The 24,600-nt window shown below is 47.2% G+C and carries 21 protein-coding genes, 1 pseudogene and 1 riboswitch; of the genes and pseudogenes, 3 read left to right on the forward strand and 19 right to left on the reverse strand.

Annotation, left to right across the window (positions count from 1 at the left end; genetic code table 11):
- Window positions 1–99: 99 nt before the first annotated feature.
- A complete protein-coding gene (locus NFR43_RS04245) occupies window positions 100–303 on the forward strand; it encodes a DUF2929 family protein (RefSeq protein WP_251546763.1) in 204 nt (67 codons plus the stop codon).
- Window positions 304–365: 62 nt separating this feature from the next.
- Here the strand turns inward: NFR43_RS04245 and NFR43_RS04250 are convergent, their stop codons facing one another.
- The 12 genes and pseudogenes from NFR43_RS04250 to lysA all read right to left on the reverse strand — a co-directional run bounded on the left by NFR43_RS04250 (window position 366) and on the right by lysA (window position 12,569).
- Entirely contained in the window at window positions 366–1,604 is a 1,239-nt protein-coding gene (locus NFR43_RS04250) for an MFS transporter (protein WP_251546765.1), read from the reverse strand.
- Window positions 1,605–1,612: 8 nt separating this feature from the next.
- Window positions 1,613–2,902 carry an alkaline phosphatase family protein gene (locus NFR43_RS04255; protein WP_251546767.1) on the reverse strand — a complete coding sequence of 430 codons (1,290 nt, stop codon included), beginning with the start codon at window positions 2,900–2,902 and terminating at the stop codon, window positions 1,613–1,615.
- Window positions 2,903–2,978: 76 nt separating this feature from the next.
- Window positions 2,979–4,229, reverse strand: coding sequence for a peptidase T (gene pepT / locus NFR43_RS04260; RefSeq protein WP_251546769.1), 1,251 nt, complete (start codon window positions 4,227–4,229; stop codon window positions 2,979–2,981).
- Window positions 4,230–4,323: 94 nt separating this feature from the next.
- A pseudogene (locus NFR43_RS04265) lies at window positions 4,324–4,597 on the reverse strand (helix-turn-helix domain-containing protein).
- 242 nt (window positions 4,598–4,839) lie between these two features.
- Window positions 4,840–5,664 carry a Nif3-like dinuclear metal center hexameric protein gene (locus NFR43_RS04270; protein ID WP_251546773.1) on the reverse strand — a complete coding sequence of 275 codons (825 nt, stop codon included), beginning with the start codon at window positions 5,662–5,664 and terminating at the stop codon, window positions 4,840–4,842.
- Window positions 5,639–6,358: a tRNA (adenine(22)-N(1))-methyltransferase gene (locus NFR43_RS04275; protein WP_251546774.1), complete on the reverse strand. Its 720-nt coding sequence runs from the start codon at window positions 6,356–6,358 to the stop codon at window positions 5,639–5,641. Before NFR43_RS04275 ends, NFR43_RS04270 begins: the two co-directional genes overlap by 26 nt.
- A 90-nt stretch (window positions 6,359–6,448) precedes the next feature.
- The gene (locus tag NFR43_RS04280) at window positions 6,449–7,630 is read right to left on the reverse strand and encodes an aminotransferase class I/II-fold pyridoxal phosphate-dependent enzyme (RefSeq protein WP_251546775.1); all 1,182 of its coding nucleotides are present in this window, start codon (window positions 7,628–7,630) and stop codon (window positions 6,449–6,451) included.
- 24 nt (window positions 7,631–7,654) lie between these two features.
- A complete protein-coding gene (gene dapB, locus NFR43_RS04285; protein ID WP_251546777.1) occupies window positions 7,655–8,434 on the reverse strand; it encodes a 4-hydroxy-tetrahydrodipicolinate reductase in 780 nt (259 codons plus the stop codon).
- Window position 8,435: 1 nt separating this feature from the next.
- Window positions 8,436–9,356 carry a 4-hydroxy-tetrahydrodipicolinate synthase gene (gene dapA, locus NFR43_RS04290; protein WP_251546779.1) on the reverse strand — a complete coding sequence of 307 codons (921 nt, stop codon included), beginning with the start codon at window positions 9,354–9,356 and terminating at the stop codon, window positions 8,436–8,438.
- On the reverse strand, window positions 9,353–10,519 hold the full coding sequence (locus NFR43_RS04295; RefSeq protein ID WP_251546781.1) for an N-acetyldiaminopimelate deacetylase: 1,167 nt from the start codon (window positions 10,517–10,519) through the stop codon (window positions 9,353–9,355). The genes dapA and NFR43_RS04295 overlap by 4 nt, the downstream gene beginning before the upstream one ends.
- A 2-nt stretch (window positions 10,520–10,521) precedes the next feature.
- Window positions 10,522–11,235 (reverse strand): 2,3,4,5-tetrahydropyridine-2,6-dicarboxylate N-acetyltransferase, encoded by a 714-nt coding sequence (gene dapD, locus NFR43_RS04300; protein ID WP_251546783.1) that lies wholly within the window; start codon window positions 11,233–11,235, stop codon window positions 10,522–10,524.
- Between the two features lie 17 nt (window positions 11,236–11,252).
- Window positions 11,253–12,569, reverse strand: a complete 1,317-nt coding sequence (lysA, locus tag NFR43_RS04305) for a diaminopimelate decarboxylase (RefSeq protein WP_251546785.1) — start codon at window positions 12,567–12,569, stop codon at window positions 11,253–11,255.
- Between the two features lie 89 nt (window positions 12,570–12,658).
- Window positions 12,659–12,842, reverse strand: a riboswitch (Lysine riboswitch).
- Window positions 12,843–13,002: 160 nt separating this feature from the next.
- Here lysA and NFR43_RS04310 point away from each other — a divergent pair.
- A complete protein-coding gene (locus NFR43_RS04310) occupies window positions 13,003–14,364 on the forward strand; it encodes an aspartate kinase (RefSeq protein ID WP_251546787.1) in 1,362 nt (453 codons plus the stop codon).
- A gap of 15 nt (window positions 14,365–14,379) precedes the next feature.
- On the forward strand, window positions 14,380–15,387 hold the full coding sequence (gene dapF / locus NFR43_RS04315; RefSeq protein ID WP_251546789.1) for a diaminopimelate epimerase: 1,008 nt from the start codon (window positions 14,380–14,382) through the stop codon (window positions 15,385–15,387).
- A gap of 60 nt (window positions 15,388–15,447) precedes the next feature.
- Here dapF and NFR43_RS04320 read toward each other — a convergent pair whose 3' ends face one another.
- The 7 genes from NFR43_RS04320 to era all read right to left on the reverse strand — a co-directional run bounded on the left by NFR43_RS04320 (window position 15,448) and on the right by era (window position 24,600).
- Entirely contained in the window at window positions 15,448–16,230 is a 783-nt protein-coding gene (locus NFR43_RS04320; RefSeq protein ID WP_251546792.1) for a PhzF family phenazine biosynthesis protein, read from the reverse strand.
- 92 nt (window positions 16,231–16,322) lie between these two features.
- Entirely contained in the window at window positions 16,323–17,468 is a 1,146-nt protein-coding gene (gene rpoD / locus NFR43_RS04325; protein WP_251546794.1) for an RNA polymerase sigma factor RpoD, read from the reverse strand.
- A gap of 2 nt (window positions 17,469–17,470) precedes the next feature.
- Window positions 17,471–19,363: a DNA primase gene (gene dnaG / locus NFR43_RS04330; protein WP_251546796.1), complete on the reverse strand. Its 1,893-nt coding sequence runs from the start codon at window positions 19,361–19,363 to the stop codon at window positions 17,471–17,473.
- A 137-nt stretch (window positions 19,364–19,500) separates the two neighbouring features.
- Window positions 19,501–21,573: a glycine--tRNA ligase subunit beta gene (gene glyS / locus NFR43_RS04335; protein WP_251546799.1), complete on the reverse strand. Its 2,073-nt coding sequence runs from the start codon at window positions 21,571–21,573 to the stop codon at window positions 19,501–19,503.
- Between the two features lies 1 nt (window position 21,574).
- Window positions 21,575–22,570, reverse strand: a complete 996-nt coding sequence (gene glyQ, locus NFR43_RS04340) for a glycine--tRNA ligase subunit alpha (protein ID WP_251546801.1) — start codon at window positions 22,568–22,570, stop codon at window positions 21,575–21,577.
- 288 nt (window positions 22,571–22,858) lie between these two features.
- Window positions 22,859–23,641: a DNA repair protein RecO gene (gene recO, locus NFR43_RS04345; RefSeq protein WP_251546803.1), complete on the reverse strand. Its 783-nt coding sequence runs from the start codon at window positions 23,639–23,641 to the stop codon at window positions 22,859–22,861.
- 53 nt (window positions 23,642–23,694) lie between these two features.
- Window positions 23,695–24,600: a GTPase Era gene (gene era / locus NFR43_RS04350; protein ID WP_251546805.1), complete on the reverse strand. Its 906-nt coding sequence runs from the start codon at window positions 24,598–24,600 to the stop codon at window positions 23,695–23,697.

Here is a 24,600-nt window from a genome sequence, read left to right on the forward strand (position 1 = left end):
CTTCTTTCAAAATCAAATTATACCAAATTTTCTGAACCCCGGTCGTCATTTCAGCGCAAGTATGCTAAAATGACAGTGTGACAAAGGGGTGAATCAAAGATGAAAAAATTAGTTGGCAGTATCATGGCAATCGTTTGGGGTGCCATTTTGGGCATGATCTTGGGCTACATTGGTGGCCAACTGGAAACCTCCACTGTGAACTTTGGTCACGCCGCCATCATCGGCGCCGTTTTTGCTGTAATCGCCGTTAACTGCGTCTACGCAATCACCACCAAAGCCAACCCGAATAACGCTCAAAAATAATTGAACCTGATTTACAAAGCGGATAGCTCATTCATAGTTGAACGAACTATCCGCTTTTTTGTTTACTTAATTTTAGGAAGCCGCGCAAAAATCACTAGGCCAACAATAAAGAGGATACTCAATGAGGCCGCGCCAATCGTAGATTTACCAGTCCATTGGGTAACGACACCAACCAGGACGGGGCCAAGAATGGCAGAAAACTTACCAAGAATATTATAAAAGCCAAAAAATTCACTGCTGGCGTTTTTAGGCACCAACCGGCCAAAGTAAGATCGACTCAGCGCCTGCACCCCACCCTGGCTCGTGCCTACCAAAATCGCGAGGATCCAAAAATCCCGTAACGTCTGTAAGCGTAACGCATACACGGCAATAAAGAGGTAAATACAAATGCCCACAATCAGAATCTTCCGTGGCGAATAGCGGTCCGCTAACCACCCATACAAAATGGAACATGGGAAAGCAATTAATTGCACCACCAGTAATACGATCATCAGCGTTGTCGTCTGCACACCAAGATCCTTACCAATTGCAGTCGCCATGGTAAAAATGGTATCAACCCCATCAATATAAAAGAAATAGGCAATTAAAAACCACGTTAATTGACGGTACTTTCTAAGGTGGAGCACCGTCTGTTTCAGGCGCCGTAAACTATCCAGCAACGAATTTTGCACGGCGGGAACACTATACCGTTGATGGCCATGACGCAAGAGCGGCCAAGCAAACAGTACCCACCAAATGGCCGCCAGCCAAAAGCTAAACTTGGCAACTCCGTAACTGGATAGCCGGCCACCAAAGCCATTGCTTAACTGGACCACTAGAAAAATAATAAACGCTAAAACGCCACCGAGGTAACCCATGCCATAACCAGTCGAAGACACCCGGTCCATCTCTTGATTAGTGGCCACATCCGTGAGAAAGCCATCGTAAAACAAATTTCCGCCAGAGTATCCAATCGCAGTACCAATGTAAACAATTAGTAACCACTGCCACGCCTTACTAGGCACGAGCGCTAATCCCAACGTTAGCAAGATCCCTAACCAAGTAAAGAGATTAAGCCACCGGCGCTTCGCATGTGGGTAGTCCGCCATGGCGCCTAGTAATGGTGCCAGCAGCGAGATAATCAGGGTTCCAAAGCCGTTCGCATAGCCCCAATAAGCAGTCGAATTGGCGGCACTGACTCCCGCCCCACTGGCCACCGCCTTAAAGTAAACTGGCAGCACCGCCGTGACCACGATGATCCCGTAACCAGAATTGGCCCAGTCGTAGAAGATCCACTGCCACTGTTGTTTCGTAAATTTCACACTGTCACCTACCTAAACACGTCTTCAATCACTTGTCCCGCAGTCGGCTCTGGATAATGGAGACCTAATATTTTAGCAAAGGTTGGTCCTTCGTCGACCAGGTGAGCCGTTTCAACCGTGGCGTTGATTTTAATTTGCGGGCCAGCAAAAATTGCCGTCGTGTAGTAATTAGCCTGTGTCGGTCCATAGCCATGGACCCCACGGTACCGGTCGTGTTCCCCGATGGATTGCGGATCAACGGGTTCCACAATCGCTGGTCGATTCACCTCATCGGTAAAATAGTAACCCGGCTGCGCTTCCACCAGGAAAGTGCACCGTGGATCGGCCCCTAACTTAATCGCTTCGGCACCGTCATAAATGCGCTGAATTCCTTCAACTCCGGCAATTACTTGCTTCACTTCCGCAGGATCGACATTTCCACGCGTATAAACGTAGGTTTCCCCATCACAGGTCTTCGCCGTGACCTGCCAATTATTGCGGTAAGTGGTCTTACCTGGCAAGCTTTGCAACCAGCCATGTTGTTCAAAGGCCATATTTAAGTGAATCATCTGGTCAACATTGATTTGATAGTGGTCCCCCAACACCACAAAATTAGTGTGCTCATAGGTTCCCGCGTCCTTGGTCGTCTGAATAATTTGGGCGACCCGTTCATCAAGACGATGCAGGGCCGCTTTGGCCTCTTCAGACCGCACTCCATTGCGGTGGCGCATACTATCCATGTCAACTAAGTGAATTAAAGTTAAGTCAGGCCGTTTATTTTTCAGCGTATCGACCGCACAAGCCGTCACAAAGTCATCCAGCCACGGTTGCTTAATCCCATGCCGTAATTTACCGTATTTTTTATTCATTTCGTACAGGAACAGTGGCGAACTTGCTTTGAGTGATACTAAGACCTGGTTGGTCCATATCCGGTTAGGAAAAATTTCCGCCAGGTTGTAATCAATCTTGCTTCCCGCTGTCACTGGCCATAAAAAGGCCGCCGTGGTCATCCCGGCTTGCTGGGCAACATCATAAAGCGGCATTGCTCTAACATCCTTACGATACCAATACCAGTCTGGCGATAACCGGCGGGGTTGGAGTTTCGTGTTATTAACGATCCCATGTACCGCAGGATATTGACCGGTAATGATCGAGGTGTGGGACGGGTAAGTTAGCGTGGGAAAAATCCCCCGCACCTTTTTGACCCACGTCCCCCGGTTGATTAGCTGGTCGAAATGAGGGACTAGCTCCCGTAACTCATTTAAATCGCGAAAGCCCATTGAATCTAAGGAAATGACCACTAATTTATTTTGTGTCATAGATGCATCTTCTTTCTGGTTGCCAACCCAAAAAGCGAGACCCACCTCATGAAAGGGGTTCTCGCTTTTTCATTCATTACTTGTGATCTTCAACGTTGAGCTTATTCATTTCAAGCAAGACGTCGATAACGCGGTCCATTGTTTGTGCAGAAACGTATTCGAACCGGCTGTGCATATTTTCACCACCAGCGAACAAGTTTGGTGTTGGTAAGCCCTTGTATGAAATGGTTGACCCATCAGTTCCACCACGGACTGGGTAAATGTCGGGTTTGATATCCAAGTCTTCCATGGCCCGTTTAGCCAGGTCAACAACTTCCATGTGATCCTTCAAAGCGTCACCCAAGTTATAGTATTGGTCATTGATGTCCACCTTGATCCGGTCTTCACCAAGTTGGGCATTAATGTCATCAGCCGCAGCTTGAAGCGCATGCTTCCGCGCTTGGAATAAGTCCTTGTCGTGATCCCGAATTAAGTATTCCATGTGGGCACTATCAACTTCCCCACTGAACTTGTACAAGTGGAAGAAGCCTTCACGACCTTCCGTCCGTTCAGCCCGATCATGGTCTGGCAGACTGTTGTGCAGGTCAATCCCTAATTGGAGGGCATTGATCATTGTGCCCTTCGCAGTCCCAGTGTGGACGTTCTTCCCGCTAATTTCGATGACGGCATGAGCAGCATTGAAAGTTTCGTATTCCAATTCACCCAGTGGGCCACCGTCAATGGTGTAGGCAAAGTCGGCACCAAATTCGTCTGGTTCAAAGTGATCCGCACCAATGCCGATTTCTTCGTCGGTTCCCAGTCCAATTTGAATCGTCCCGTGTTTGATTTCTGGGTGGTTAATCAAGTATTCGCAGAAAGTAATGACTTCAGCCACCCCAGACTTGTCGTCAGCACCGAGCAAGGTCGAACCATCGGTCGTGACTAAGGTATCACCCCTGTACTTCTTTAATGACGGAAATTCCTTTTGACTCAGAACGTAATCACCAGCGTCGTCTAATTTAATGTCGGACTTGCCATCGTAGTCTTCAACGATTTGTGGATTAACGTTTTCTGCATTGAAGTCGGCAGTATCAACGTGTGCGATCAACCCCATGGCTGGGACATCATAGTCAACATTGCTTGGCAACGTTGCTAACAAGTAGGTCTTAGCTTTGTTATAACGAACGTTGGACAAACCGATTTCCTTGAGTTCCTTTTCCAAGTCCTTTAAAAAGGCCACTTCCTTCGGATCAGAAGGAACCGTCTTGCTGTTTGGGTTGGAACGAGTTTCCACCTTCACGTACTTTAAAAACCGTAGTAACAAATGTTCATATTTTAAACTTGCCATTTTTACACCTCATCTGTTGGATTGCAATGATATTCGCTAGTTATAACACATCATACCATAAGTTTGCCTTGGACGAAATTTTTCCTGATGAAACTTAAACTACTGTTTTCAGTGGAGAAATTGATAGTCTAATCTGTAGTCCAAGACCTGCAGCATATTTATTTAAAGTAGCTAAAGTCGGGGTTGAATCCAAATTTTCAATTTTTGCTAACTGTGGCTGAGTCATTCCAATTCTTTTTGCGAAGTCCGTTTGACTAATCCCCTGCTTTATCCGTTGAGTTTCAAGAAAAGACAGTGTATCAACAAGTGACAATTCCTCTTTTGAGACTGCGGTTTGATTTTTATCGATATCTCCCCCATGTCTTCATCATTGACCATTCCTTTCGTACCAATCGTCAAGCATTTCCAATCACCATAGAAAATCCTTTCTGGCATTGGTCTTAATTCCTAAAGTTGGTATTTATAACCCTTAGTCTTCTTTGCTTGTGGTGTATGCAACATCGGTCCTAGAGACCTTAACATATTCATATGTTTTCTCTTCTTAGATTAGAAATTACTGATAAAAAAGGTGCTAGTAGTCAATCCGGTACTCTTTCACACGATTTTTTATTTATTTCTTTGTAACAAACTGGAATGGTTCAGTATTAACTGCCGTTTCCAAAATTTCAACCGACCAGTCATGTTGTTGTTTCCATTGGTTCAGTAATTGGCTCAGTCCATGAATGGCAACACTTTCGATATGGTGACCGGCGTCGACGACGGCCAGCCCGGCGGCCTTCATATCATGGGCCGTGTGATAGCTCACGTCACCCGTGACGTACGCATCCGCCTTCTTATCCACTGCTGCCTGATAAAAGCTCCCACCGGAACCGCCGAGGACGGCGACCCGCCGAATTGTCTTGTGATGAGCTGGATCAACAATTAGGCGTTCACCAGGAATCTGGAAGACTTGTAAACAATACTGGGCAAACTTGTCCACCGTCATTGCCCGAGGCAATTGACCAATCCGGCCCATTCCCCGAGGAATCCCAGTTTTCGGATCCAAGTCATGGTCGACCAAGGGAACCGTATTGGATAATTGCAATTGGTTAGCTAACCAATCGTTCATTCCCCCATTAACTGTATCCAAATTAGTATGCGCCGCATAGACCGTGATGCCATGTGCCAAAATTTTGGCATACATCGCATTTTGCGGATTCCGCAGATCAAGGTCCCTGGCCGGCTTAAACATTACCGGATGGTGGGCAAAGATGAAATCAACGTCCTTTTCGATCGCTTCATCCACTGTCTCTGGACGAACGTCGAGCGTCGTCATCAACCGCTTCACTGGACGGTCTGGATCACCAATTTGCAAGCCAACGTGATCCCACGACTCCGCCAAATCGGGGTCACAAAATTTTTCAAAACGATTAATGATGTCCGTTCCCGTAGTCATTTTCTAAAACCTCCTGAATCAGCGCGATCTTGTGTTGCATAGCCGCCAAGCGTTCTGCTGGCGTATTCGTGGCCTTTTGCATTTGCTGAACGGCATACTGACACCGTTGCAGTTCTCCTTGCCACTTTTCCTGAAAGGTCGCTGATGGCTTTTCAAGTAAAAATGGCCCAAACAATAATTCTTTTTCACTGTACCGGACTGGACAAGTGGTCGGTTCGGCAACAATGATTTCGTAAATGTGGCCATCCTCGGCCAACATTTGCTCCGCCTGAATTTGGTACTGGTGGTTCATCAACCATTCCCGAACCCGGTTTTCACCAACATTGGGTTGGAGAACCAGGCGCTTCACGCCGCGTAAATGATCCTGACCCGCTTCTAAAATTTTGGCAATCAAGGACCCACCCATGCCAGCAATCGTAATTGTATCAATCGCATCTTCATCATGAATCGCCGCTAAACCGTCTGCTAACCGCGGGATTAAGGAATCCTGAAGATTCAGCTTCGCAATTTCCTTTTTTTCATTTTCGTAAGGTCCCTTGACGACCTCACCAGCCACCGCAAAGTCAATTTGACCATTGATCAACAATGCTGCGGGCAGGTAGGCGTGATCCGAACCAATGTCCGCTAGACGAGCGCCCTTGGGTACGAAGGCCGCCACTGCCGCGAGCCGGTCCGAAAGATGTTGTGCATCCATCTTGATTTCCCCTTCTCTAAATTAATTCACTATTCCCATTGTAGGGGATGATACCAAAAAAAGCACGGAGATAATCCGTGCTTTGGTGAATTAGTCTAAGTTATCGAGGTAGTTTTCGATCCGGTCCATGGCCTTTTGTAACTTTTCATCAGAAGCAGCGTAAGAAATCCGGATGTAACCTTCACCACCGGCACCAAAGGCACTACCAGGGATCACCCCAACCTTCGCCTTCTTGGCCAAGTCAAGGGCAAAGTTAAAGTCATCATCACCGAATTGGGCTGGGATCTTAGCAAAGACGTAAAAGGCACCTTCTGGCGTTGCAATATTAAAGCCCATCTTTTGCATCCGGTCAACAACGAAGTCACGACGCTTCTTGTATTCTTCGCGGAAGGCGTCAGGATCCTTACGACCGTTGTTCAAGGCTTCAATTGCCGCGTCTTGAGCGATGTCATTGACACAGGTAACGAAGAAACCGTGCATCTTGTAGATCTGAGTGATCAATGGGGCCGGTGCCGCAATGTAACCAAGCCGCCAACCAGTCATTGCGTGGGACTTGGATAAGCCAGAAACAATCAGGGTTTGTTCAGGGTAAATCGTTGCCAAGGAGAAGTGTTCTTGGTCGTAAGTCAATTCGCTGTACATTTCGTCCGCCACGATCAAAATATTATTATCATGAAGGATCTTACCGAGCTTCCGAAGTAAATCCTCAGAGTAAGCCCGGCCAGTTGGGTTACATGGGTAGTTCAAGAGGATCATCTTGATATCACCATGCTTATCAATTTCGCTTTGGAGGCGTTCTGGAGTCAGGACAAAGCCATCGTCAGAAGTATCGACTTGAATACATTCAGCACCCGTCAAAGTGATGATTGGGAAGTATAGGGAGAAGACTGGCGTTGGGACCAACACCTTGTCACCAGGATTGAGCAAACTGAACGTGATCGCCGTCAAAGCTTCAGTCCCCCCGTTAGTGATCAGAATTTCGTCTTCCGGGTTGTAGTTAACGCCACGGGTATCCTTGAGATAGCTGGCAACCGCCTTCCGTAATTCTAGCTTACCGGCAGCGGGACCATAGTGGGAGTCATTGTTCTTGATTCCTTGAATCGCCGCTTCCTTAACGTGTTCTGGAACGTTAAAGTCCGGTTCCCCCAAAGTTAACTTTACCAAATCCGGAATTGACGAAATTTGCATATCAAAGTCCCGAATTGCGGACGGGCGAATTTCCTTGACGTCCTTGTTTACATAATTTTCCATTCCCTTTGCAAGTTCTGGCATAATCCATCATCCTTCCCGATATCACTACAAAATGTTTTCCAAACCAACTACTAATTCGTCGAGACTGGCGACCTTTTGTAAAGCCACTTTGACCCCACTCATAAAGGAGCTGCGGTCAAAGGAATCTTGACGGATTGTCAAAGCTTCACCCTTACCCCCAAAGAGGACTTGTTCGTGGGCCACGTATCCAGGCAGGCGAACAGAGTGAATCTTGATTCCCTGGTAGTCACCACCGCGGACATTATCCAAGGTTTCTAGTGTGTCCGGTGCAGTTTGATGGGGTTCTCGATTTTCCGCAATTAATTTAGCGGTACTCAGGGCTGTCCCAGATGGCGCGTCCTTCTTGTCTTCGTGGTGCATTTCAATAATTTCCACGTCTGGGAAATATTCGGCCGCTTCCTTAGCAAATTTCATCAACAAAACCGCTGACATCCCAAAGTTGGGAGCGATGAGGCCCCCCAGGCCCTTATCCTTTGCTAATTGTTTCAACTCTGCTTCCTGATCATCCGTCAAACCAGTGGTGCCGACAACTGGCCGGAAACCGTTGTTTAATGCGAACTTGACGTCAGGAAAGACTGCCGCAGGCGCGGTAAAGTCCAACCAGATATCAGCCACGCCTGGTTCGACCTGATCCAGTGAACTGTACAGTTTCGTATCATCAGTGACGTTAAGCTTAGCTTGATCACCATCTTGGATCCCTAAACCTAAACCGGCAGCAACGGTAAAACCGTCGAGGTCATTAATCATCTTGGTAGCGTATTGCCCCATTGCGCCACTAATTCCAGCAACTAATACTTTTTGCATTTTATTCAGCCCCCAAATCTAATGGTAAGTCATGGTTCAAAGCGTCTTTTGGCAAGTCCAGAGCAACTGCCAATTGGGCCTTTTCATCATCATTCAAGGTCATAATTGGCAACCGGCAGCCACCGACAGCGAACCCCTGTGCATTCAATACCGCCTTGACTGGTGATGGTGATGGGAACATGAAGAGGGCTGCCATCTTTGGTGTCAACCAGCGTTGCAACTTGGCAGCAGTTTGGTAATCACCATCGTAAAGGGCGTCATACATGGCCCGCATTTGTGGGGTATAGCTATGGGAAGCAACGGAAATGACCCCGTTAGCGCCGAGCACGCGAGCAGTCAACGCTTGGGCATCTTCACCGGAGAAGACCGCAAAATCATCATCCTTGTGGTCAATGATGTATTCCATTTCTTCAAGAGAAGCACATTGCTTAACGGCCGCAATGTTGTCGTGGTGGGACAATTCACAAATCGTTTCTTGTAACATCTTGGAACCCGTCCGGCCCGGAATGTTGTACATCACAATTGGAATGTTGACATTGTTGGCAACCGTCGTGAAGTGGGCCTTCATCCCACGTTGGTTTGGCTTATTGTACGGTGGAACAACCACCAAAGCATAATCAATACCCGGAATTTTAGCGACTTCGTTGGTAAAAGCAATTGTTTCGACGGTGTTATTGCTCCCGGTCCCAGCGATCACTGGAACCCGGCCATCGACAATTTGACCGAATTTAGTATACAGTTCGATCTTTTCATCATGGGTGAGTTCTGGAGTTTCACCAGTGGTTCCCCCAATCACAAAGCCATTGCTGCCCTTACTAATTAAATAGTTCGTCAGCTTTTCCAGAGCTGCATAATCAATTTCGTTTTGATCATTAAATGGTGTGATAATCGCGGTTAATAAGTCCGCATCTGCTAACTTCATGCTTGTTCCTCCTCAGCATTCATTCGAAATTCCAAAAATCCGGTAATTGCATCAACACCCCGCTGGATGGCAGCTTCGTTTGGGGTAAGCGTCGCCGAGTGCAGTTGTGAATCGTCTTCGACCCCTAACCAGAACATCGTTCCCGGGAACTTAGCTAATAAGTAGCCAAAGTCTTCCCCGGTCATCGCCGGCTTGGTTTCAATAAAGTTGACGTCCGGTGCCGTTGCCATGTAATTAATGAAGCGTTTGGTCAATGCCGGATTATTTTCAACCGGCCAGTAGCCACCCTGATTAAGGCCTAAGGTTACTTTAACACCAAAGCTGGCCTCAATCCCGTGGCAAATATCTTTCAGGCGTTGGTCAATCAACAGAATCATATCCTGAGTCAGGCCCCGGATGGTACCTTCAATCCGCGCATGACCAGCAATCACGTTCCGGATCGTGCCAGCTTCAATCTTTCCGAGGGTAATGACCCCACTGTCAATCGGGTCAATACTCCGGGAAATGATCGTTTGCACCTGCATGATCAGACTTGCCGCCGCCACGACTGCATCATTGGCGTCCTGTGGAAAGGCCGCGTGGCCCCCCTTGCCTTCGATATCGATGTTGACTTCGGTCGTTCCCGCAAAGAGGGTCCCCATCCGGCAGCCAATCGCGCCGGCAGGTAATTCGGGATTGTCATGGAGACCGTAAAACTCATCCGGTTTCCATTGTCCTTGGAAGAGACCCAGTTCATAAGCCCGCTTTCCACCGGCCTCACTTTCCTCGGCTGGTTGGAAGAAGAAGAGAAGGTTATCCTTTGGTTGATATTCGCTAAAGTAACTCAAAACCCCGAGGGCCACGGTCATGTGAATATCGTGACCACAAGCGTGCATTACTCCAGAATGGGTGGACTTATATGGCAAACCCGTTTGTTCTTCTACCGGTAAAGCATCAATATCGGTCCGGTAACCAATCGTCCGTACTGGCGCGGAACCCTGAACGAGCACCATGATCGCAGTCGGTAATTCTGGAAATTCCTTGACTTCCAGGTGATCCTGGTTCATCTTGCCAATCACGTCCATTAAGTAAGCGTGGGTTTCCGTTTCCTGTAATGCCAGTTCTGGAATTTGGTGAAGGTGCCGGCGAATTTGAATTAACTGTTCTTCATTTAATACTGTCATAATTAAAGCTTTCTTAAATCGTCTTCCAAACCGGTCTTGCTGTCAGTTTGTTCATCAACTTTCTTGACGAACTTGGCTGGGACTCCGGCAACCACCGTGTGTGGTTCAACGTCGTGGGTCACAACAGCTCCAGCAGCGACCACAGCCCCTTCACCAATGTGGACCCCTTCCAGAACCACGGCGTTGGCGCCAATTAAAACATTGTCATCAACCCGGACTGGTTCAGCAGAAGCGGGTTCGATCACCCCGGCCAAGACTGTCCCGGCACCGATGTGACAATGCTTACCAACGATGGCCCGACCACCAAGGATCGTTCCCATGTCGATCATCGTGCCTTCACCAATTTCAGCCCCAATGTTGATGGTAGCACCCATCATCACAACGGCATTGTCACCAATCACCACTTGGTCACGAATGGTGGCACCAGGTTCGATCCGGGCATTAATGTTCTTCAAATCGAGCAATGGCACAGCTGAATTCCGGGCATCATTTTCCACATGCATGCCGTCAAAGTCGGCCTTGTGCGCATCTAAAAATGGCTTCAGGACTTCCCAGTCACCAAAAACAGTCGCCGTCTTTTCTTCGACGTACGGGTCAGTGCCTTCAGGGAATTGCAAGTTACTTAAATTGTCCCCCCGTAAATAAACCTTAACTGGCGTCTTCTTTGGAGCGTTACCAATGTAGTTAATAATGCTTTGTGCGTCTAATTGTGCCATTTTCATACCTCTTTCTGTTAATCTTGTTGATAATCTAAGTCTAAGTACGTCAAGTCAGCATAACTTTCCCGTTTGATTACCAAATGGGCCTGCCCATTTTCCGCAAAGACAACTGCTGGCCGTGGGTTCCGGTTATAATTAGAAGCCATTGCATAACCATACGCCCCGGTATCTAACATCACCAGAATATCGCCCGGTTGTGTTCGTGGTAAGGGTTGGTGATCACTGAGGATATCCCCAGACTCACAGTATTTACCAGCCAACCGTACATTTTCCACGATTGGCGCTTGCGGATCTTTAGCAAGGACCGTTTCGTACTTGGCATCATACAATGCGGGACGGATATTATCACCCATCCCACCGTCGACACTCACGTACGGCAGTAATCCCGGAATATTCTTCCTTGAACCTATAGTATATAACGTATAACCTGCCGGGCCAACTATTGAACGGCCAGGTTCGATCCAGATTGCCGGCATCTCAAGCTTTTGCTCATGAATGGATTTTTTAACCATGTCGACGATCGCCCGGACAAAGTCCTCAGGGTGAATTGGGTGGTCTTCAGAAGAATATTTAATTCCAAAACCACCACCGACGTTCAAGATGTGGGTAGTAAAGTCGTATTGGCGTTGCCAATCAGCAGCCACCTGAACGAGCTTTTTAGCCACCCCTTCAAAGCCTTGTACATCAAAAATTTGTGAACCAATGTGGGCGTGAATCCCGGTAACGTGAATTGCCGGAATTGCCAACAACTGTTTAAGAGCTTCATCCGCTTGTCCAGAATCAAGGTCGAAACCAAATTTACTATCGACCTGACCAGTCGCAATATATGAATTCGTATGCGCCGCAATTCCCGGTGTAATTCGAATCTGCACGTCTACGTGACTGGCTGGGTGATCGTTCAACACTTGCTTCAGCAAGTCAATTTCGTGAAAGTTATCCACGATAATCGTGCCAACACCAGCTTCGACAGCCATTTCTAATTCCGCTAATGACTTATTATTACCATGAAAGCTCACTCGGGCCATCGGGAAGCCAGCTTTTTGTGCCGTGGCCAGTTCACCACCCGAAACCACATCGATATGCGCGTGTTCTTGATTCATCACCTGGTAAATTGCAACCGATGAAAAAGCCTTGCTAGCGTAACTGACTTCATATTGAACCTGTTCTTCTTGAAAGACATCACGAAATCGCTGAATCTGTTGGCGAATCTGTGCCACATCGTAAACGATCAACGGCGTTCCAAATTGCTGAGCTAATTCTAGGGTGTCAACCCCACCAATTTGTAGATGTCCGGCAGCGTTCAAATCTGAAGCCTTAATTTGGTCATTCATTCTCTTTCACCCAACTCTCCTCACATTTTTAAAGAGAAAAAATCCCGGTGCACAATGCGCGTACCGGGATTCGTCACTCATATTTATCCGATAGTCGATAGCGCACCGCAAGCTGATATTGTCTTGCGACAGTCCGTGATTTATTTAACCACGCCCCAGCTCAGTGATTCAGAACCATCGTCACCGCTTCGGCAACCGCCCCTTTCACGATGAATCATTGCTTGGTTCAAGCTCCTCATCACTACTAATGTAAGTTGCTCCTCTTCGATTTGTTTATACTATACGTCCTTGGGCGATCAACGTCAATAGCTTTCTCATCATTTTCACATTTTTTCGCATTTGTCCAACAAATCCAATTTCGTAGAGTTTGCAAGCTCTGACATAAATGGTAAAATTCTAGATAATAAACTTTAAATTAAAAAGAGGTTGTCAAATGAAAGTTGTAAAATTTGGTGGCAGTTCCCTCGCCAATGGGGACGCCTTTGAACAAGCCATTCAAATCATTAATGCCGAACCTGACCGCCAAGTAGTGGTAACTTCCGCTCCCGGCAAACGATTTCAAGACGACATCAAAGTGACCGACCTATTAATCAACTATGCGAATGCCGTCATTAAAAAGGCCGACTATAGTGCCGTGCAAAACGAAATTTTCTCCCGCTATGAAGAAATTGGGGCCCACTTTGGGGTGGCGAAGGCAGCGCTCTCCACAATTCATCAAATTATCGTGGAGCTGCCAAGTCGGGATTATCCCAACGATGACTACCTGATGGCCGCTTTTAAGGCACATGGTGAACGCCTCAACGCCCGTTTGATGGCCGCCGTCCTCCAAAAATTAGGTGTTAATGCCCGCTTTGTCGATCCCAAGGACGCTGGCATTATCGTTGATGGTGAACCAAATAACGCCATTGTCGATCCACAAACCTACGTTAACCTGAGTCATATCAAGTATTCAAATGACGAGAAGTTAATCTTTCCGGGATTCTTTGGCTTCACCATTGATGGGAACATTGCTACTTTCTCCCGAGGCGGTTCCGATATTACGGGAGCAATCTTGGCGCGGGGCTTCGATGCTGATTTATACGAAAACTTCACGGACGTTGACGCAATTTTCTCTGCCAACCCCGCCATTGTGAAGGACCCTCAACCAATCCGGCGGATGACCTACCGGGAAATGCGGGAACTGTCCTACGCCGGTTTCTCCGTTTTCCACGATGAAGCGTTGATCCCGGCAATTCAGGGTAACATTGTGGTTAACGTTAAAAACACCCACGCGCCAGAAAAGCCCGGCACCTTAATTGTACCAAACCAAGGCTTCAAACCAGAACAGATTGTCACTGGGATCGCCGGTGGCAAGCACTATGCGGCTCTTTATCTGCACAAGTACTTGCTAAATCGTGAAGCCGGGTTTACACTAAAGATTCTCGAAATTCTGAATAAGTATGGCGTACCATATGAACACATGCCATCCGGAATTGATGACATCACGATCATCTTTGACCGGAAACTGATCTCAGACGACATGGTGCAAACTATTTGCGACGAAGTCAAGGCCACCGTTAACCCGGATAGTCTGGAATGGATCGACGATTATGCCGTCATCATGGTAGTCGGCGAAGGCATGTTTAATAAGGTCGGCGTGGCTGCCGGGATCTTCGATGAATTAGCAGCCCACAACATTCGAATTTCAATGATCAACCAGGGAGCGTCCCGGATCTCCATCATGATTGGGACCTATAAGAAAGACGCTGATGACGCCATCCGCGCCATCTACCAGCACTTCTTCCCTAATAAATAAACAGGAGGCGGTCATATGGCCCAATTATTAAAGGTTCATGGTTCACAAAACCAATTTTTCATTTTAGACCAAACCACACTTGACAAGCAGTTAACTGATCCTGAATTGGTCGCCCTCACCAAGCAACTAACTAATCCTGATACTGGAATGCTCAACGGAGCTGATGGCTTACTGGTGGTCAATGACTCATCACACGACGGTGTCATTGCCCAAATGCGCGTCATCAACGCTGACGGTAGTGAAGCCTCAATGTGCGGCAATGGGATCCGAACGGTCGCCCGCTACGTCGCCGAAAAGACCGGTCAAAAGGAATTCAAGATTGAAACAATGAAGGCGGACCTGCAAGTTGCTGAGCATGCCCCCTTCGCAGATGGTGTTCCTGCCTTTGCCGCAGAAATTTCGCCAGTAAAGTTCAATAAGGAAGCCCTACCTTTTGATAATCTCGGTCGTGACCGAATCATTGACGAATACGTCCCAGAATTAGCACCAAAGCTAAAGTTTACTTCTGTGGCAGTGCCAAATCCGCATTTGATCGCCTTTATGGATGAAGCAACCATTGCTGGTCCCCTGTTGGGTGAGCTTGGTCGCTACCTCAATGGCGATAATCCGTACTTTACTGATGGCGTCAACGTTAACTTTGCCAAGATCCTTGGTCACAACGAACTGTTCGTCCGCACCTTTGAACGGGGAGTTGGCTTTACCAACGCCTGCGGTACAGGAATGTCGGCAACGACCCTCGCCTTTGCGATTACTCATCCTGATCAAGCTGACTTCGATCAACCAATCACGGTTTACAACCCAGGTGGGATGGTCAAGACAATTGTTCACTTTGCTGATCACCGGTACTGGATTGAACTGATTGGTAACGCCACGGTTACCCATGAATTGGAAGTTGATGAAGGGGCTTTGCACAACGCCAACGTCACTGCTGACAACACCACCGTGACAGAAACTGGTGAACAAGCCAGCTACGAAAAGTTTGTCAACGAACTACCAAAGACCGTTGATGTCAATTTAAAGTAACCTATCACTTACAAAAGCCGTAGAAGGTTTTCCAAAGGAAACCTTCTACGGCTTTTGTTGTTAATTAATCTGTAATTCGCCACTCGAATAGAGCACCGCGTTTCCAGCTAAGCTAATCGTATCACCCTCGTCTCGACAATATAGAATGCCACCTCGGGCCGAAGCCTGGTAAGCAGCCAGTTCATTTTTGCCTAGTCGTTTTGACCAATACGGAATGATATGACAATGGCCGCTCCCACAGACTGGATCTTCAGCGACGTTTAACTTTGGCGCAAAGGACCGCGATACACAGTCGTATTGATTTCCTGCCGCCGTCACATTTTGAAGTAGTCCCGGTAATTTAGCAAGTTTTTCCTGATCTGGTTTCATATCAATCACGTCTTGAACATCATTGAAAACACATAGCAGATCACGACCTAGGTATGCTTCGCGTGGCTGCACCCCAAATACTGCTGTCATTTCATCTGTAACCGTTAATGGAGTCAGCCGGTAAGCAGGAAAAGCCATCGCATAACGATCGCCCTGTTTGGTGACCGTTAAATCACCGCTTCGGCTAGTTGTAAAAGTAATTATGTCACCCTTGGGTGGATCGTTTTGGAAAATGATAAATGCTGTTGCCAAAGTAGCATGTCCACAGAGATCAATCTCCCCACCAGGGGTGAACCAGCGTAACAAATAATGATCGGGCGTTGTTTTGATTGCAAAGGCGGTTTCGGAAAAGCGGTTTTCCATGGCAATGTTTTTCATCAATTGCTCACTGGGCCAATGTTTAACAAAGCAGACCGCCGCCGGGTTCCCCTTAAAAAGCTGATCAGTAAACGCGTCAGCGATGTACATTTTCATGGCAATTCCCCTCTCTCCTTTTTCCAACATCCTAGCATAAAAGCCGTGGCGGATCCATCTAGCATCCTCCACGGCTTAATTATTGCTAGCATTTATTCTAAGAAGTCCTTCAATTGCTTAGAACGAGATGGGTGACGAAGCTTCCGTAAGGCCTTGGCTTCGATTTGCCGAATCCGTTCCCGCGTGACTCCGAAGACCTTCCCAACTTCTTCCAGCGTCCGGGTCCGGCCATCATCAAGGCCAAACCGAAGGCGGAGGACGTTTTCTTCACGGTCAGTTAACGTATCCAGCACATTTTCTAGTTGCTTCTTCATCATTTCATAGGCCGCGTGGTCTGCAGGACTCGTTGCGTCATGATCTTCGATAAAGTCGCCCAAGTGGGAATCATCCTCTTCACCAATTGGAGTTTCCAGAGATACTGGTTCCTGAGCAATCTTGAGAATATCACGGACCTTCTTGGTTGGCATGTCCATTTCGGCCCCGATTTCTTCTGGTAGTGGTTCACGACCCAAGTCCTGGAGCAATTGCCGTTGGATCCGGATCAACTTGTTGATGGTTTCAACCATGTGAACCGGAATCCGGATTGTCCGCGCCTGGTCCGCAATTGCCCGCGTAATGGCTTGCCGAATCCACCAGGTCGCGTAGGTCGAGAACTTGAACCCTTTCCGGTAGTCGAATTTTTCGACGGCCTTCATCAGTCCCATGTTACCTTCTTGGATTAGGTCCAGGAACTGCATTCCCCGGCCAACGTACCGCTTGGCAATTGAAACCACCAGCCGTAAGTTAGCTTCTGCCAACTCTTGCTTGGCAGTTTCATCACCTTGTTCAATGCGCAATGCCAATTCCACTTCTTGGTCAGCAGTTAACAAGTTAACCCGACCAATTTCCTTCAAGTACATCCGCACAGGGTCATTAATCTTCACGCCCGTTGGTGCAGAGGTGTCACGGTCGTTAACCGCCGTTTGGGACAACTTTTCCGTGGCCTTTAATGCCCGTGGATCTGGGTCACCATTTTCGTCCACCACGCTAATACCGGCATCTTCAATATTTTGCATCAGGTTATCCAACCCATCCGCATTCAAGTCAAACGGAGCGGCAATCTGCTTGCTTAATTCATCATAATGGATGTTCTTGGCTTTTTTGTATTCACGAATCAGCTTGCCGACCGCTTGGTCGTACTTCTTTTGATCAAAGTTTTCATCGTTTGAAATTACAAGTTGTTTTTTAGCTTTTGCCATAGTTAATTTAATTCCTCCGTTTTCATTTGTTGTTGTCGTTGGTAGAGGTTTACCAGCTCAGTTGCCAGCTTGGTCGTCAGTTCCTGGTCATTCATCATTGCTGCTTCGTTCAAAGCCGCCCGCTTCGCATTAATCTGTTGTGTTAATGGCGCCTCATCCATGATAACACGAATTAGGTCATTCACCGCCTCGTCACTAACATTTTCGTTTAATGACTGAGCTTCAATTTGAGCTAGTAATTGCTTTGCTTGCGGGTCGTCCAACCGGTCAATCAAGGCCGCCGTTGAAATTTCGTCATGCTCACTCAGGCAATTGTCAATTTCCCGTTGCAGTTGCTGATAGGCTTGATCAGGAAAGGCAAAGTCATCAATTCCGCGGACCATTGTCCGGATCCCCTCATCATCGAGGTAGTATTTTAGTAACATCTGCTCCGCATTTTCCAATTTGGAAGCCAGGTGCTGGGTTGGTGCGCTTGGTTCCGCAGCCGGTTGTGGTGCCGGACGATTACACCACTGTGTACGACGAGCCGGGGAAGGGTGTGATCGCTGACGAGCTGGTTGGACAGTTGGCTGGATCGCTCCCAATTGCTTGGCCAAGCTCTGTTTGTCTAAATTAAATTGTTCAGCCAGCTTTTGAAGGTACAAATCCTGAGCTACCGGTTCTGCCACTCCAGCAATCACCCGTAAAGCTGCATTTAAGTACCCCATTAATTCATCCTGATTTTGCAAGTTCAGCCCCCGTTGTAAATAGCGGAGATGAAATTCAATGGCGTTTTCTTGCGAATGCTGAAGATAGTCCTTAAACTTGATTGCGCCATATTTTTGGACATATTCGTCCGGATCTAAGCCGCCAGGTAATTGAATAATCTTGACAGTTAGTTGAGGCGCATTGTCTTCAAACATCTGCAAAGCGCGGTTGATCGCGTTTTGTCCGGGATCATCACCGTCATAACAGACGTTAACTTGCTGAACAAGGCGTTGGATGATTCGAATCTGCTCTTCAGTCAGGTTCGTCCCCATTGAGGCAATCCCGGTTTTGACTCCCGCGTCATAAGCCGAAATGACATCCATGAACCCTTCAAAGAGGGTTAAAGAACCATTTTCCCGCGCCGCCTGTTTGGCTAAATCGAGGTTAAACAAAACCCGCCGTTTATTAAAAATCGGCGTCTCTGGACTATTCATGTATTTCGGTTCGTTAGCCGTTGCTTTGGGGGCCAGAATCCGGCCAGAAAAGGCAATCACATGACCGCTTTCGTTTTTAATCGGGTACATCACCCGTCCATGAAAACGATCATGGAGTTTCCCCTGGTGGTCTTCCGTGAACAAACCAGATTTTCGGAGTAACTGATAATCGAGCTGTTGACCAGTCGCGTATTCTAAGAGTACCTCTTCGGTATCACTTTGCTCTGGGGCAAACCCCAAAGAAAATTGCTCAATCATCTCCCGGCTCATTCCCCGTTTCGTCAGGTAATGGAGGGCCTGCTGACCAGCCTCGGTGTTTACCAAGATATGGTGATACAACCGCGCCGCCTGATCGTGCAACTTGATTAATTGCCCTTTCGGACTATTTTCGACTGACTGTTCCGCACGGTTTGTATACTGCTGGGGCAAGGAAATATTTGCCATTTCAGCAACCTGCTGGACCGCTTCCGGAAATGATAAGTTATGAAGTTGCTGCAAAAAGCCAAAGACATTGCCGCTTCGGTGACAACTGAAGCAGTAGAAAAATTGCTTTTGCTCATTGACCGCAAATGACGGGGTATCATCACGGTGGAATGGGCAGTGCCCCATCAAATTTTTTCCTTGGCGCTTTAATTGGACATCTTGACTGATGACGTCAACAATATTGACCGCATCCCGAATTTGGTCAATTAATTCGTTTGGAATTTTTGCCATCGAATGCCCCCTCACAACTCTGATAATAGTTACGAAAGGTCGCTTTCCAAAAACTGGATTGCGACCTTTCTGTTACTTAAAACCACGTAATTTAACCAAATAACATTTTAGCACAAAGCATTTAAAATGCCAATGCTTTATTTCACGATTAAGTGATCTAGATTACCAAATTCGCCAGCCATTTGCGCGATTTGGTTTAATTGAGCGAGCCGGTTGTTCTTAACCTGTTCATCCTTATCCATAATCATGTTTTCATCAAAGTATTCGGTAATAATTGGGGCCAGACTCCGTAATTGTTGGAAACGGTCGGCCATCGTCAATTCAGCAAACTGTCCCTGCAATTGATCAACCGCCTCGTGCAACTTCGTTTCGGAAGAATTTTGGAATAAGGATGGGTTGATAGTAACATCGTTTTGTTGGCCCTTTTTGGCAATCCGCAGAACCCGCGTCAAGGCTTCAACATCGTCTTTAAAGTGGTCACTGTCCTTTTGATCATCCAGAACACTAGCGGCGTCCAAGACATTCACGATATCAGTTTGCCTGGTATCAGTAACGGTATCCACGATATCATGACGAAGCTTTTCACCACTGAAGTACTGCTTGAGCCGATCCATAAAGAATGCTTGGACTTGATCTGCGTTCTTGGTGTAGTCAAATTTGGTTTCAATGCCGGCATTGTGGATTGCTTCAGCAAATTCACCTTGCATTTCCAGCAATGGCAAGTGCCAGCCTTGTTCTGCGACCATCCGCACAATTCCGTAGGCCTGCCGCCGTAATGCATATGGGTCATTGGAACCAGACGGGATCATGTCGGTAGCAAAGAAGCTCATAATGCTGTCTAGCTTGTCTGCGATCGCCAAGATCGTCCCAAGCTTAGTCGCTGGCAAATCACCATCTGCTGATACCGGCATGTAGTGTTCACGAATGGCCGTCGCCACAGCTGGTTTTTCACCAAAGAGTTTGGCATAAATTTCGCCCATGACCCCTTGTAATTCGGCAAACTCGCCGACCATTTGGGTCGTCAAATCAAATTTGTAGATTTGTGCTGCCCGGGCCAGATCCGCTAATTCGGCATCAGATAAGCCGAGCTTTTGGCCTAACATGTTAGCAATCACTGCAGTCCGTGCCATCTTGTCATACATGGAACTGATTTGGTCATGGAAGCTAACCTTCTTTAACCGTTCCACGTATTCATCAATGGTAACCTTTTGATCCTCTTGGTAGAAGAATTGGGCGTCTTCCAACCGTGGAACCAAGACCCGTTCATTTCCTTTAATCACGTTGTCTAAGAATTCGGTATTCCCGTTCCGGACGGAAATAAAGTGTGGCAACAATTTACCGTCATGGTCCCGAACACAGAAGAAACGTTGGTTGTCCTTCATTGAGGTGATCAGAACCGCTTCTGGTAGCGCGAGGTACTTTTCGTCAAAGGAACCCGCAAAGGCGGTTGGCCATTCCACCAGGTTGTTAACCTCTTCTAAGAGATCGGCGTCCCAGTCCACTTGCCAATTGTGTGCTTCGACAATTTTGTTGATCTGGTCCTGAATCAATTGCTTCCGCTTGGCTTGGTCAGCGATCACAAAATCATCATGCAAAGTGGCTTCATAATCATCCGCAGTGGCGATTTCAACTGGGTGTCCCAGAAAACGATGGCCTTCGGTTTGCCGACCGGCCTCGACATCTAAGATCTTAAATGACACCACTTCATCGTCCAACAAGGATACTAACCAGCGAATGGGCCGAATAAATTGCAGGTTATTGTAGCCCCACTTCATTAAAGTTGGGAACGTCATCGACGTAATTACCTCAGGCAAGCCTTGCAACACTTCTGCAACCGCCTTCCCAGCGATGTGCTTTTCAACAAAGACGTATTCGGTTCCCTTAACATCTTTGAATTCAATGTCGTCCACCGTTGCTCCCTGACCACGGGTAAAGCCAATCGCTGCCTTGGTCCAGTTACCATCTTCATCTTGAGCAATTTTTTTGGCCGGTCCCTTCACGGTTTCGTCAATGTCCGGTTGTTGATCACTCAAGCCATGAATCAACAGGGCTAACCGACGTGGTGTCGCAAATTCTTGGATACTTTCAAAATCAATTCGTTGGTCTTTAAGATACTTGGCCACCCGTTGGTGAAGTTGTTTAATGCTAGGTGTGACCACGTGCGCAGGCATTTCTTCAACGCCGACTTCTAGTAAGTATGAATGAGCCATCCTACTTGTCCCCCTTTTGTACTTTCTTGGCCTTTTTAGCGGCTTGCTTAGCTGCCCGTTCCTTCGCCTTTTCTGCCTTCTTCGTGTATTCAGCAACCGTTTGTTGACGGAGCTTTTCATCATGAATCAATGGGAAACCAAGCTTGCGCCGTTCTTCGACAAAGGCCTTAGCAATCGATTTCGCCATAATCCGAATCCGGTGTAAATAACCGGCCCGTTCCGTAACGGAAACTGCACCCCGGGCATCCAAAAGATTAAAGGTATGGCTACACTTCAGCACATAATCGTAGGCCGGGTGAACCAAGCCGAGTTTGATCAATCGCTTCGCTTCACTTTCGTAATCGTTAAAAGCCTTTAGCAACATTTCTTGGTTGCTTTCTTCAAAGGAGTACTTCGAGTGTTCGTATTCTGGTTCTTTGAAAATGTCGCCGTACAAAACGCCGTCCGCCCATTCCAAATCATAAACGGAATCAACATTTTGAATGTATTCAGCTAACCGTTCCAGTCCATAAGTGACTTCGGCAGCGACCGGATTCATCGTCAATTCACCAACAACTTGGAAGTAAGTAAATTGGGTAACTTCCATTCCGTCGAGCCAAACTTCCCAACCGACACCGGCACACCCCATGGATGGGTTTTCCCAATTATCTTCCACAAACCGGATATCATGCTCGAGGGGTTCAATCCCTAGTTGTTTTAAACTGCCTAAGTATAATTCTTGAATGTTATCCGGCGATGGCTTCATTAAAACTTGGAATTGGTGGTGTTGGTACAACCGGTTGGGGTTTTCACCATACCGGCCGTCCGCTGGCCGCCGCGATGGTTCAACATAGGCTACATTCCAAGGTTCTGGACCAATCGCCCGCAAGAAGGTGTAGGGACTCATCGTTCCGGCACCTTTTTCATTATCGTAGGCCTGCATTAACATGCATCCCTGGTCTGTCCAATATTTTTCAAGAGTAAAGATAATCTCTTGAACCGTTAATTTCTTTGTCATCTGACATCCACCTTTCACTAAAAAAGCCCTGCAATGGCATCACTACCATTACAGGGACGAATAAATCGCGGTTCCACCCTGCTTTTTCGTATCACTACGAAACAGCTTAATTCAGCATGACTGTTGGGGCGCCACTACACAGGTAAGTTGGTGGAGCTCACACTCTTCTCCACTCGCTGGGCAACGTAACCCGCTAGTTTCCCCGTCATCGTCAAAGATTCATTTAATTTTTATACTGTTTAATAATACAACCCTGGGACGAAAAGTCAATTTGATTCGCCAAAAATTTTATTTTTCTGGACCATTTTTGAGGGCCTGATCCCATTCAGCCATCTGGTCAATGAACCGTTTGCTTTTCAGTCGCAAACCGACCTGATCACCATAGATTTTATCGAGGGCCCAACGAAGGTTACGCTTCACCAGCGGGGCGACCTGAATTTGATTAACCTGTTGCAAGTTAAGGGTCGCAAAAAAACGCAAGTAGTTCACCGTTTTCGCATCTAAATGAAGTCGATGAGGATCCTGGTCCCAATGATTGACACACAGCAAACCACCATATGCTTCGGAATAGTCCATCAATTTGGTATTTTCACCGCAAATCACACAATGCCGCCACTCTGGCATGACCCCAAATCTGATTAACAGTTGGACTTCCAACACATTGACCACAATTTGGGGGTCCTGACCGTCATCAATAAGCTGCAAGGCCGCCATGACCTGATCGAACCAGGCCCCAATGGCATGCCCATCATCAAATGCCCGGTCCACCAATTCCAGCAGATAGGTAGCGTACGCGTTGGCATCAATATCATCGCCAAGGTGGCGAAACTGGTGAGTTTCCTGAGCTGTGACGATGTAATTTAGTTTATCCGGGGATAGCCAGCCGACATAACGACCATGGGTAAACGGTAAAATATCCGCCGCTAGTTTGAAGTTTTTGCGCCGGGCACCCAGCACCAAAAACATGGCCGGACCAATTTTATCAGTGAGGATCTTAACGAGTTGATCCCGTTCGCGATAATTACGGACGTTCATAATGATCCCTTCAAACGGCTCATTTGTCCGTGCCATGCGCCCACCTCCTTAATAAAATGACGGCTGAGTACCACCCAGCCGTTCACTCCTTAATAGTCCTTATTGCGGTAACCGTAATCCTTAAGCATGGCCGATTTATCACGCCAACCAGGAACAACCTTGACCCACAATTGCAAGTAAACATGGTCGCCCAGCAGGTGTTCGATATCCTGACGGGCCATTTGGCCGATCTTTTTGAGCATTTGCCCCTTTTTGCCAATGATGATTCCCTTTTGCCCAGGCCGCTCCACAATAATGTTGGCACTGATATGGACCGTTTCGTTATCTTCCCGCTTAATCGAAGTGACATCAATTGCCACTGAATGCGGTACTTCTTCCCGCGTCAGTTGGAAGACCTTTTCCCGAATCATTTCAGCAATTACAAAACGTTCTGGGTGGTCGGAAATTTGATCAGCCGGGTAATATTGTGGACCAACTGGTAATTCCTTGACAAGTTCGTCCATCAAAGCATTAACGTTGTTACCTTCCAAGGCCGAAACTGGAATGACATCTTTAAACGGCAGGGCATCCTTGTATTGAGCAACAATGTCCGGTAATTCATTCGGATGAACCTTATCAATTTTATTGATAACCAGGTAAATTGGTTTTTGGACGTCTTTGAGATGGTTAATAATGTAATCATCGCCCGGGCCCCGTTTTTCGTCCGCGGCCACGACAAAGAGGACCGCGTCAATCTCTGCCAGGGCAGACATCGTCGACCGTTCCATGAAGTCGCCTAACTTGGTCTTCGGTTTGTGCACTCCTGGGGTATCAATAAAAACGATTTGAGCATCATCAGTGGTGTAAATTCCTTGGATCTTATTCCGCGTTGTTTGGGCCACGTTACTCATAATGGCAACCTTTTGACCAACGATGTAATTCAATAGTGTTGATTTACCAACATTTGGGCGCCCAATCAGGGCCACAAAACCCGAATGAAATTCTTGATTTTCCAA

The organism is Limosilactobacillus caecicola, assembly GCF_943192935.1.
Lineage (GTDB): Bacteria > Bacillota > Bacilli > Lactobacillales > Lactobacillaceae > Limosilactobacillus > Limosilactobacillus caecicola.

Coding starts and splice junctions, on each gene's coding strand:
- dapB (WP_251546777.1), bottom strand. CDS start 8,434: ATGCAAAAAGTATTAGTTGCTGGAATTAGTGGCGCAATGGGGCAATAC.
- NFR43_RS04275 (WP_251546774.1), bottom strand. CDS start 6,358: ATGGATGCACAACATCTTTCGGACCGGCTCGCGGCAGTGGCGGCCTTC.
- NFR43_RS04320 (WP_251546792.1), bottom strand. CDS start 16,230: ATGAAAATGTACATCGCTGACGCGTTTACTGATCAGCTTTTTAAGGGG.
- dnaG (WP_251546796.1), bottom strand. CDS start 19,363: ATGGCAAAAATTCCAAACGAATTAATTGACCAAATTCGGGATGCGGTC.
- glyQ (WP_251546801.1), bottom strand. CDS start 22,570: ATGACAAAGAAATTAACGGTTCAAGAGATTATCTTTACTCTTGAAAAA.
- NFR43_RS04245 (WP_251546763.1), top strand. CDS start 100: ATGAAAAAATTAGTTGGCAGTATCATGGCAATCGTTTGGGGTGCCATT.
- glyS (WP_251546799.1), bottom strand. CDS start 21,573: ATGGCTCATTCATACTTACTAGAAGTCGGCGTTGAAGAAATGCCTGCG.
- NFR43_RS04295 (WP_251546781.1), bottom strand. CDS start 10,519: ATGACAGTATTAAATGAAGAACAGTTAATTCAAATTCGCCGGCACCTT.
- lysA (WP_251546785.1), bottom strand. CDS start 12,569: ATGAATGACCAAATTAAGGCTTCAGATTTGAACGCTGCCGGACATCTA.
- NFR43_RS04270 (WP_251546773.1), bottom strand. CDS start 5,664: ATGACTACGGGAACGGACATCATTAATCGTTTTGAAAAATTTTGTGAC.
- dapD (WP_251546783.1), bottom strand. CDS start 11,235: ATGGCACAATTAGACGCACAAAGCATTATTAACTACATTGGTAACGCT.
- NFR43_RS04255 (WP_251546767.1), bottom strand. CDS start 2,902: ATGACACAAAATAAATTAGTGGTCATTTCCTTAGATTCAATGGGCTTT.
- NFR43_RS04310 (WP_251546787.1), top strand. CDS start 13,003: ATGAAAGTTGTAAAATTTGGTGGCAGTTCCCTCGCCAATGGGGACGCC.
- dapF (WP_251546789.1), top strand. CDS start 14,380: ATGGCCCAATTATTAAAGGTTCATGGTTCACAAAACCAATTTTTCATT.
- recO (WP_251546803.1), bottom strand. CDS start 23,641: ATGGCACGGACAAATGAGCCGTTTGAAGGGATCATTATGAACGTCCGT.
- rpoD (WP_251546794.1), bottom strand. CDS start 17,468: ATGGCAAAAGCTAAAAAACAACTTGTAATTTCAAACGATGAAAACTTT.
- dapA (WP_251546779.1), bottom strand. CDS start 9,356: ATGAAGTTAGCAGATGCGGACTTATTAACCGCGATTATCACACCATTT.
- pepT (WP_251546769.1), bottom strand. CDS start 4,229: ATGGCAAGTTTAAAATATGAACATTTGTTACTACGGTTTTTAAAGTAC.
- NFR43_RS04280 (WP_251546775.1), bottom strand. CDS start 7,630: ATGCCAGAACTTGCAAAGGGAATGGAAAATTATGTAAACAAGGACGTC.